Source organism: Nocardia sp. NPDC127526, from assembly GCF_042672265.1.
Classification (GTDB): domain Bacteria; phylum Actinomycetota; class Actinomycetes; order Mycobacteriales; family Mycobacteriaceae; genus Nocardia.
In genome coordinates, this window is the sequence record NZ_JBHXVO010000005.1 from 376,432 (window position 1) to 384,697 (window position 8,266).

The following is an 8,266-nucleotide window of genomic DNA, read 5'->3' on the forward strand; positions in this document are numbered from 1 at the left end:
GGCGTTTTTTTGGGCGGGCTTCCCCGTGCCGTTGTCTTACGCCCCCAAACCCCACGCCGGAATGACGGGTGGTGCTGTCGTCCGCACACCTTTCGGCCGTATACCTTTCGTCCGCACACCTTTCGGCCGTATACCTTTCGTCCGCACACCTTTCGGCCGCATGCCTCGGTGCGGACAGCTCTGCCGTGAATCGCAGCGGGCTCGGGGGTGGGGCCACTGGGTTTTCCGTGAGGCGGTCGACTCGTTCCTTGGCTTGGCGGATGCGGGACATGGCGCCGTGGGCGCGGCCGCGGGCGCGGAAGGCTCCGAAGCCGAAGACGGCCTTTTCCATCTTGCGGGGGATTGCTTCCAGGCGAACCACATTCGATTCGGCCAGGCGCTTGTTGCGGGTCAGGTCGGCTTTCCACTCCTCGTATTCCAGTTGCTGTCTGCGGCGTTCCGCGGCTTTGGCGGTCAGGTAGCCCGCGTAACCGTTGCCGTAGCGGGTGATTCGGCCCGCTTCCACTTTGAGCACGGTTGAGGTGATGCGTTCCAGGAATACTCGGTCGTGGGTGACCGCTACGACGGTGCCGCGGTGGGTGCGCAGGTGTTGTTCGAGCCATTCGACGGCGCTGTCGTCCAGGTCGTTGGTGGGCTCGTCCAGCAAGAGCAGTTCCGGGGCGGCGGCGAGGGTGGCGGCCAGGGCCAGGCGGCGGCGTTCGCCGCCGGAGAGGGTGCCGAGCGGGCGGGTGCGGTCGAGGCCGGGCAGGCCCAGGCCGTGCAGGGCGGTTTCCACGCGCTGGTCTGCGAGGTAGCCGCCGCGTGCTTCGAATCGAGTGGCCAGGTCGGCGTATTCGTCGAGGCGATCTCCCAGCGGTCCGGGGGCGGCGAGGGCCTGTTCGGCCGCGCGCATGCGGGCTTCCAGGTCTCGGAGGTCCGCGAGTGCGAGGTCGATGGCGTCGGCGACAGTGGCGGTGGGCGGCAGGTCCAGGGTTTGGGCGAGATAGCCCATGCCGCCGGGTGATCGGACGGTGAGTTCACCGTTGTCGGGGAGCTCGTGGCCCGAAATCAGGCGCAGCAGAGTGGATTTGCCGGAGCCGTTGTCGCCGACGATGCCGACCTTCTCACCCGGGCGGATGGAGAGGCTGACGGTGTCGAGGATGACGCGGTCGTCGTAGCGCTTGGTGATGTGGGAGAGGGCGAGTTGGGCAGTAGCGGTAAGCAAGGGGGTCTCCTGTTCTCGGCGTGCGCCGGATCGCTGGGGAACCCACACGAGGGCATGCGAAATCCCGGGTCGGGGTGCAGGCCGAAGAGGTACGCCGGAGGCGAATACGTGTGGGGTGGATCTCGCGGCGGAGCGAAGCTCAACGCGGCGAGGCGATTACAGGAAGAAAATCAAAGTTCCCATGAGGTCTACGAAGCTATCCAGGACGCAGCGGTTCGTCAACCCCGAATCCATTGCGAGCCGGCTCACACACCGAATACTGTTGCCCGATCGCTCACCGGGGGATGCACATGATCGAGCAGCGGCCCGCCGTCCTGCCACCAGATGTGATCGAGACGTTCTTGATCGACTGCGGCGCGGAAGTGCATGTGGTCGGGTGGCAGCGCGGCGAGCTGCGAGCGTTCGCCCACGATCCGGCCGAGGTCGAGCGGGAACAGGCCATGGCCGCCCTGGGCTCGCTGTCGATGGGGTGCTACTCGCTGTTCCGGGGCGAGGGGTATCGGCTGTCGCTGAATCGCCTGCTGCGCTCGTCGATCGAGCACGAAACCCTCGACGTGGTCGCCGAACTGGTGCGGGCGGGCGCCGACCCGCACTCCGTGTCGAAGTCCGGCAAGACCGCGTTGTCCACGGCCATCACGGCCGGCCTCCCCGATCTCGTGCGCGACCTGCTCACCGCCGGAGTCGACGTCCAGCGGCATCTGATAGCCGGGGAAACCCCGCTGCAATTCGCCGTGCGCCTGGGCCGCGCGGAGATCGTCCGGCTCCTGCTCGACGCCGGGGCCGACCCGCACGCGCACGGCGCGGATCCGACCTGGCCGACACCGCTGGATCTGGTCCTCGAAGGCCGATGCGCCGCATGCAGAATGGATGTCCTGCGGGCCAGCCTGCGCAAGGACGAGAGCCTGCTCCTCGAGCGCGCGGCACGCACGGGCGATGCGGCTTTGGCCCGGGAGGCGTTGGCGGCCGGAGCCGATCCCCGTGTCCAGGACTCGCTCGGCATTACGCCGCTGCACATCGCGGTATCCGCTGGGTCGGTGCCGGTCGTGCAGGTGCTGATCGGCGCGGGAGCCGATCCGAACGTGCAGACGCTGTCGGGGAAGTCGTCGCTGTATGTCGCCTTGTTCGAGTCGCGCGCGTGGCCGGCGCCCGTGCTGCTCGCCGCGGGCGCCGACACCGGGATCCGCGGCGCCGAGGGCACCGTGCTGCACGCGGCGGCGCTGCGGGATGCCGTGAAAGCCATCGACCTGCTGATGGGGTACGGGACCGACGTCGACGCACGGGACGACGCCGGGCGCACTCCCCTGCATATCGCGGCGGCGCACGGCCGGGTGGCCGCCACGCGGAAGCTGCTGGCCGCGGGCGCGGATCCGGATGCCCGGGCGGAGGACGGGGATACCGCGCTGCATGTCGCGGTTCGCGGCAAGCAACTCGCGACCGCGCGCGAGTTGATCGCGGCCGGAGCCGACATCCATGCCGAAACTGCCGCTGGCCGAACAGCTTTGGCTCTCGCGATCGCCGAAAGGCGGGGCCGGATCGTCATGCTGCTGCGGGCGGCCGGGGCACGCTGACCAAAAAATTATCAGCGCCAGGTGTTGACAGGTTCTGTTTGTTCAGTCAATACTGAACACATCGCACGAACAGAACAGAGTGCGAGCCCGCTTCGAAGGAGTACGAGATGACCGCCCCCGCCATTCGCGTCGCAGGTCTCACCAAGCACTACGGCAAGAACGTCGCGCTGACCGATTTGAACCTGGAGGTCGCGCAGGGTGAGGTCTTCGGGTTCCTGGGACCCAATGGGGCCGGGAAGTCCACCACCATCCGCATCCTGCTCGACCTCATCCGGCCCACCTCGGGACATGTGGAGGTGTTCGGCACCGATCCCCGCGCCGGCGGGCCGGAACTGCGCAAGCGCATCGGATATCTGCCGGGCGAGCTGGCCCTCGAAGGCCGCAATACGGCCAAGGAGCTGCTGAATTACTTTGCCGGACAGCGTGGCGCCGTGCCCGCGGGGCGCATCGACGAACTGGCGCAGCTGCTGGATCTGGACCTCTCCAAGAAGGTCGGGTCGATGAGCAAGGGCAACAAGCAGAAGGTCGGCATCGTGGCCGCCTTCATGCACTCACCGGACCTGCTGATTCTCGACGAGCCGACCTCCGGCCTGGATCCGCTGCTCCAGCAACGGTTTCTGAGCCTGGTCGAGGACGCCAAGACCAACGGTCAGACGGTGTTCATGTCCTCGCACATCCTCACCGAGGTGCAGCAGACCGCCGACCGCGCCGTCATCATGCGCGCCGGGCGGCTGCTCGGCACCGAGAATGTGGAGGATCTGCGCCGCCGGGCGCCGCGCTCGGTGGAAATCGTGTTCGGCGAGAACGTCTTCGCCGACGACTTCAGCCACCTGCCCGGAGTGCGCGACCTCGTCATCGAGGGAAACACCTTGCGCTGCACCACCGAAGGCGAGGTCGACGCGCTGTTCAAGACCTCGGCCAAGTACCCGCTGGTGAGCGTGCTGTCCACCGAGCCGGATCTCGAAGAGCTGTTCTTCGACCTCTACGAGCGCCACTAACCCCTACCCCACACACATTCGAATACCTTCTCGCACAGAGGAAATGCAATGATCGCCTCGGTTTTCGCCCGGACCCTCAAGGAACAGCGTCGCGCCCTCATCGGCTGGTCGATCGGTATGGCCATCGTGCCGATGATCTACCTGCCGAGCTTCCAGTCGTTCAAAGAGCAAGGCTCACTGGACATCAAGCAGAACGATGTATACACGGCCATGGGCCTGAGCGATTTCGGCACCGCCGCCGGATATCTGCACTCCACCGTCTTCGCCCTGATCGGCATGCTGCTCATGCTCGTCTTCGCGATCAGCATGGGCAGCCGCACCGCCACCCAGGAGGACAGCGGAACCCTGGATCTGCTACTGGCGCAACCGATCAGCCGCACCTCCTTCCTGACGCAGCGGTTCGCGGCGCTGGCCGCGCAGATCGCCATCGTCACCACCGTGCTCGGGCTCAGCGTGCTCGCCGGGGCCAATGCCGGGAAGATGGAGATCCCGGCCGGGAACATCCTCGCCGCGGCCCTCGGGCTCGGCCTGTTCGCCCTCGCCGTCGGCGCGCTGACCCAGGCGATCGGCGCGGTCACCGGCAAGCGCGCCAAGACCCTCGGCCTGACCTCGCTGCTCGTGGTCGCCGGCTACGTGGCCAACAGCATCGGCGGGATCGTCGACGGCACCGACTGGCTGCAGAAGCTGTCCCCGTTCCACTACGGAGTCGGCGGCGCGCCGGTAGTGCAGGGCTTCGACGCCGGAAATATGGCGGTGCTGGTCGTCCTGATCGCCGCCGCGATCGGGCTGGCGCTCACCGTGTTCGACCGCCGCGATCTCGCGGTGTAGCAGTCCCCTCACGGGGTGGGTTCACCGAACCCACCCCGTTCGGTCGTTTCAACCGGAAGGAATACTCGAGTAATGACCAGCGCAACGCCCGAGCCCAGCGGCGCAGCAGACGCCACCGCCCCCACCGCGGCCCAACTCGCCTTCGTGGAGGATTTCGCGCTCGTCCTCGAGCGCATGGGACTGGTCCGCATGGTCGGCCGCACCGTCGGCTGGCTGCTGGTCAGCGACCCGGCGCAGCAGACGTTCAATCAGATCGCCGAGGCGCTGCAGGCGTCCAAGGGTTCCATCTCCAGTTCCCTCAAAACGCTGACCACCATGCACTGGGTGGACAAGACCACCAAGCCCGGCGACCGCCGCGACTACTACTCCATCCGGCCCGGCATCCTGCCCGAGCTGACGCGGCGGCAGAGCGGCATGTACGACAGCCTCACCGAGATGACCTCGCGCGGCCTGGCCCTGTTCGACGATCCGAACGGAGAAGACGCCGCGCGCGTGCGCGATATGCACGACTTCTTCGTGTGGATGGGCAAGCAGCTCCCGGCGCTGCTGGATCGCTGGGACGCCGAGCAGAGCAAGTAGTCCGGACATGACATCGGGGCTCGCCGACAGCGAGCCCCGATCCCCTGCCGGTATGGCGATCAGCCCAGCGTGAAGGTCGCGGTGCCGCTGATCTGCTCCAGCTCCGGCTGGGAGCCGTCGTCGTTGATCTTGGTGGTGATGATCGACGCCTCCACCCGGCCGGCGCCGGGCCCCATCCCGAAACCGGTGATCACACCGCCCGGCGCCCCCTGGAGTTCACCGCGCTCGTTGACCTCGTGCGACTGCCCATTGGTGCGCCCGGTATCCAGGTTGCGCCAGTGCACCCCGACGCGGTACTTACTGCAGAATTCGCCGTCCTGGGTGATCCGCAGCCGGACGCCGAATTCGCCGGAGTTCTGCTGGGGCACGACCGTGGCATTGATGATCGCGGCGCAACTGGGGCCGGGGACACGGGTGAGGGTCGTGGAGAAGATGGTGGCCTGATCGCTCGGCAGAGCGGTGGCGGGACCGGTGAAGCCGACCAGGGCTGCCGCGGCCGACGTGGCGACGACGCCGGCGCGAAGGAGCATCGAAGACTTGCGGGCGGGGCTGTGTGTCGTACTCATGACCAATGCGTCGGCGGCGATCCGGCGATCATTAGCAAGCGCAATGGACCCCAATATTGGGGGCACGGCGCCTGTTAACGCTGGAAAAGCCCAGTGCGACAACCGTTCCCGGAGTCGCCGCGTTCACCGCTCGGCCGGGCCGCCGCCGAGCAGGCGCACGATGGAGCGGACGAATTCCTCGAGGCGATCGCGCGGATACCCTTCCGGATCGCTGATGGCGAGGCGGCCGAGCATCTCGGCAATGGTGAGCAGCGAATCGGCCAGCAAGGCGGAATCCACTGCCGCCCAGCGCGGATCGAGAGCCGCACCCATGCGGATGAGCGCCTCGGCCTGATCGAAGATGCCGGTGCGCGAATCACGCAGGGCCGCACGGTATTCCTCGGGAGCATTGCCCGGGCTGGCCAGGATGAGCCGCCAGCGGATCGGATGTTCCAGCACCACACCGACGAACGCCTCGACCGTCTTCGAGGCCGCGAGCACCGGGTCCGCGCCGAGCAGATCCGTCGGCAGCGTATTCGCCACCTGCTCCAGGCCGCGTTCGCGTTCCCGCTCGAGCAGGGCCGCCACCAATTCCGCGCGGGTCTTGAACACGGTGTACAGCACCGGTTTTCCCACCCCCGCCCGCGCGGCCACGGCCTCCATGCTCAGCTCGTGCAGTTCCGCGCGGCTCAGCACGTCGAAGGCCGCGTCCAGCAGCTGGGCACGGCGTTCCCCGGGTGGCAGGCGCGGCGCGTAGCGACGCCTGGGGCGGCCGGTCGCCGCGCGTGATTCCGTCACTTCCCGTTCCGCCTCCACTGGTGCACCGGGTCAGCCTGCTGGACCGCACCCTGTTCGACAAAATCCTACGCGACCGTTGTATTCAATTCGAGCAATTGCTACGGTTGCGTTGTATTCGCCGCCGGGAGACGCAGCGCACCGGCTGGGCGGCCGACGCACAAGGGAGTGACGATGGGGTTCGATCCGACCACGCTTCGACGCGATGACTACGGATTCTTCGGCCCGGACTCGATGAGCTGGAAGATCTGGACCGCACCCACCGCGGTGATCGGCTTCCAGCGCGCGGTGGTGCTCGAGCACTTCGACCCGTTCCTCACCGCCGCGGTCGCCGACGCGCGCGGCATCTACACCGATCCGCGCAGCCGGCTCGACAACACCTTCGCCTACTTCCTCATCGCCGCCATCGGCGACGGCCGCACCGCCATCCAGGCGTCCGAGCACCTCATGCAGGTGCACGCGCCGATGACCGGCATCGAACCGATCAGCGGAAAGCGCTACAGCGCCAACAGCCCCGAGACGCAGCTGTGGATCCACATCACCGGCTGGCATTCGGTGCTCAAGGCCTATGAGGTCTTCGGGCCCGGCCCGCTCACGCCCGAAGAGGACGCGCAGTTCTGGCGGGAGTGCGCCATTGCCGCCGAACTGCAGACCTGCAAGCCCGAGGACGTGCCCCGCTCCCGCGCCGAGGTGCGCGAGTACTTCGCCCGGGTGCGCCCGCGCCTGTGCAATTCCGAGGCCGCCGACGAGGGCATGCGCCACCTGCTGCGCACCTCACCGCGCAATGGCGCCGGAATCTCCTATGCCCTTGGCAGCCGGTTGCTTTCGCTGGCCTCCTCGGCCATCACGCCACGGTGGATGCGGACGCTGGGCCCGTACTACAACACCCCCGCCCTCCTCGATCTCGCCATCAAGCTTCCGGCGCGAATCATCGTGTGGCTCTTCACCTTGTTCACCTCGTTCGGCCTGCGTAAGGCCGCCCCCTTCATCGCCCCGATGGCAGGTCAGATCCTCGAACAGCACCTGAAGGGCGAACCGCCCGCCAAACTCGAGACGATCACCCCCGCGCAGGCTCGCGAACTCTACAGCCTGCGCGGGACCGCCCCGGCGCACGCCGAAATCAGTTAGCGGGCAACTGAACCCGCAGGGCCTCGGCGAAGGCGCGCGCCTGCGCCAGATCCTCGGCGTTCGGATGTCCCTTCTTGACGCCGCCGACCAGCCTCAAGGGCAGCCAGGTATCGAACCCGCGGCAGGAGAAGCCGCCGATCACCTCGAAGCCCTGCTGCTCGAGCCGGTCGGCCAGGTTGCGCCGGTAGTGCAGGATCGGCGGATCCGGAAATCCACTGGTGCAGAACACGAATGCCTTCCCGCGCGGTCCGGCTGGGAGCGTGCGGATGAACTCGCGCAGGCGCGGATGGAAGTTCATGTTGAAAATCCCGGAGCCGAAGCCGATCAGGTCGTAACCGGCGAGTTCGGCCGGATCGACCTGGTCGGGTTCGACGATGCGGGCGTCGAGCACCTCGCCGATGACCTCGGCGACACGCTTGGTGTTGCCGTGGGACACGGAGGTGCACACGATCAGAGCCTTCATGACAATTCCCCTTCAACCTTGTCGACGTTCTTGCTAACCCTAAGAGTGACCCCGCACCGGAAACGTGACACGGCCGGTGAAATCGGCGAGTGGGGGGGGGCGGGCGCGGACCGCCCCGGCCCCCCCGACCAAAAAAAACAAAAATTAAGGGGGGGATT

General features: G+C 67.3%; 9 protein-coding genes. 5 read left to right on the plus strand and 4 right to left on the minus strand.

The genetic code is table 11. The features are described from left to right. The coding region (locus ACFVIV_RS12820) for an ATP-binding cassette domain-containing protein (RefSeq protein ID WP_379195608.1) at nt 1–1,204 on the minus strand (1,204 nt) is incomplete at its 3' end. A gap of 290 nt (nt 1,205–1,494) precedes the next feature. Here ACFVIV_RS12820 and ACFVIV_RS12825 point away from each other — a divergent pair. The 4 genes from ACFVIV_RS12825 to ACFVIV_RS12840 all read left to right on the plus strand — a co-directional run bounded on the left by ACFVIV_RS12825 (nt 1,495) and on the right by ACFVIV_RS12840 (nt 5,177). Next, nucleotides 1,495–2,772 (plus strand): ankyrin repeat domain-containing protein, encoded by a 1,278-nt coding sequence (locus tag ACFVIV_RS12825; RefSeq protein WP_379195610.1) that lies wholly within the window; start codon nt 1,495–1,497, stop codon nt 2,770–2,772. Between the two features lie 107 nt (nt 2,773–2,879). After that, nucleotides 2,880–3,770 (plus strand): ABC transporter ATP-binding protein, encoded by an 891-nt coding sequence (locus ACFVIV_RS12830; protein WP_379195612.1) that lies wholly within the window; start codon nt 2,880–2,882, stop codon nt 3,768–3,770. Nucleotides 3,771–3,818: 48 nt separating this feature from the next. Further along, complete coding sequence (locus ACFVIV_RS12835) at nt 3,819–4,598, plus strand: ABC transporter permease subunit (RefSeq protein WP_379195614.1); 780 nt, start codon at nt 3,819–3,821, stop codon at nt 4,596–4,598. A 72-nt stretch (nt 4,599–4,670) separates the two neighbouring features. Then, nucleotides 4,671–5,177 carry a GbsR/MarR family transcriptional regulator gene (locus ACFVIV_RS12840; RefSeq protein ID WP_379195616.1) on the plus strand — a complete coding sequence of 169 codons (507 nt, stop codon included), beginning with the start codon at nt 4,671–4,673 and terminating at the stop codon, nt 5,175–5,177. Between the two features lie 59 nt (nt 5,178–5,236). Here ACFVIV_RS12840 and ACFVIV_RS12845 read toward each other — a convergent pair whose 3' ends face one another. Together ACFVIV_RS12845 and ACFVIV_RS12850 are read right to left on the minus strand one after the other, a co-directional pair. Continuing rightward, complete coding sequence (locus ACFVIV_RS12845) at nt 5,237–5,743, minus strand: hypothetical protein (protein WP_379195618.1); 507 nt, start codon at nt 5,741–5,743, stop codon at nt 5,237–5,239. A gap of 123 nt (nt 5,744–5,866) precedes the next feature. Then, nucleotides 5,867–6,520, minus strand: coding sequence for a TetR/AcrR family transcriptional regulator (locus ACFVIV_RS12850; protein ID WP_379195620.1), 654 nt, complete (start codon nt 6,518–6,520; stop codon nt 5,867–5,869). Nucleotides 6,521–6,691: 171 nt separating this feature from the next. Between ACFVIV_RS12850 and ACFVIV_RS12855 the strand changes: the two genes are divergently transcribed. Continuing rightward, nucleotides 6,692–7,645 carry an oxygenase MpaB family protein gene (locus ACFVIV_RS12855; protein WP_379195622.1) on the plus strand — a complete coding sequence of 318 codons (954 nt, stop codon included), beginning with the start codon at nt 6,692–6,694 and terminating at the stop codon, nt 7,643–7,645. Here the strand turns inward: ACFVIV_RS12855 and ACFVIV_RS12860 are convergent. Beyond that, entirely contained in the window at nt 7,638–8,108 is a 471-nt protein-coding gene (locus ACFVIV_RS12860) for a flavodoxin family protein (RefSeq protein ID WP_379195624.1), read from the minus strand. The two genes, ACFVIV_RS12855 and ACFVIV_RS12860, sit on opposite strands and share 8 nt — an antisense overlap. Between the last annotated feature and the right edge of the window lie 158 nt (nt 8,109–8,266).

Excerpts from the sequence above, each read along its gene's own strand:
- ACFVIV_RS12835 (WP_379195614.1), top strand. The coding sequence starts at position 3,819 with ATGATCGCCTCGGTTTTCGCCCGGACCCTCAAGGAACAGCGTCGCGCC.
- ACFVIV_RS12840 (WP_379195616.1), top strand. The coding sequence starts at position 4,671 with ATGACCAGCGCAACGCCCGAGCCCAGCGGCGCAGCAGACGCCACCGCC.
- ACFVIV_RS12860 (WP_379195624.1), bottom strand. The coding sequence starts at position 8,108 with ATGAAGGCTCTGATCGTGTGCACCTCCGTGTCCCACGGCAACACCAAG.
- ACFVIV_RS12825 (WP_379195610.1), top strand. The coding sequence starts at position 1,495 with ATGATCGAGCAGCGGCCCGCCGTCCTGCCACCAGATGTGATCGAGACG.
- ACFVIV_RS12845 (WP_379195618.1), bottom strand. The coding sequence starts at position 5,743 with ATGAGTACGACACACAGCCCCGCCCGCAAGTCTTCGATGCTCCTTCGC.
- ACFVIV_RS12855 (WP_379195622.1), top strand. The coding sequence starts at position 6,692 with ATGGGGTTCGATCCGACCACGCTTCGACGCGATGACTACGGATTCTTC.
- ACFVIV_RS12830 (WP_379195612.1), top strand. The coding sequence starts at position 2,880 with ATGACCGCCCCCGCCATTCGCGTCGCAGGTCTCACCAAGCACTACGGC.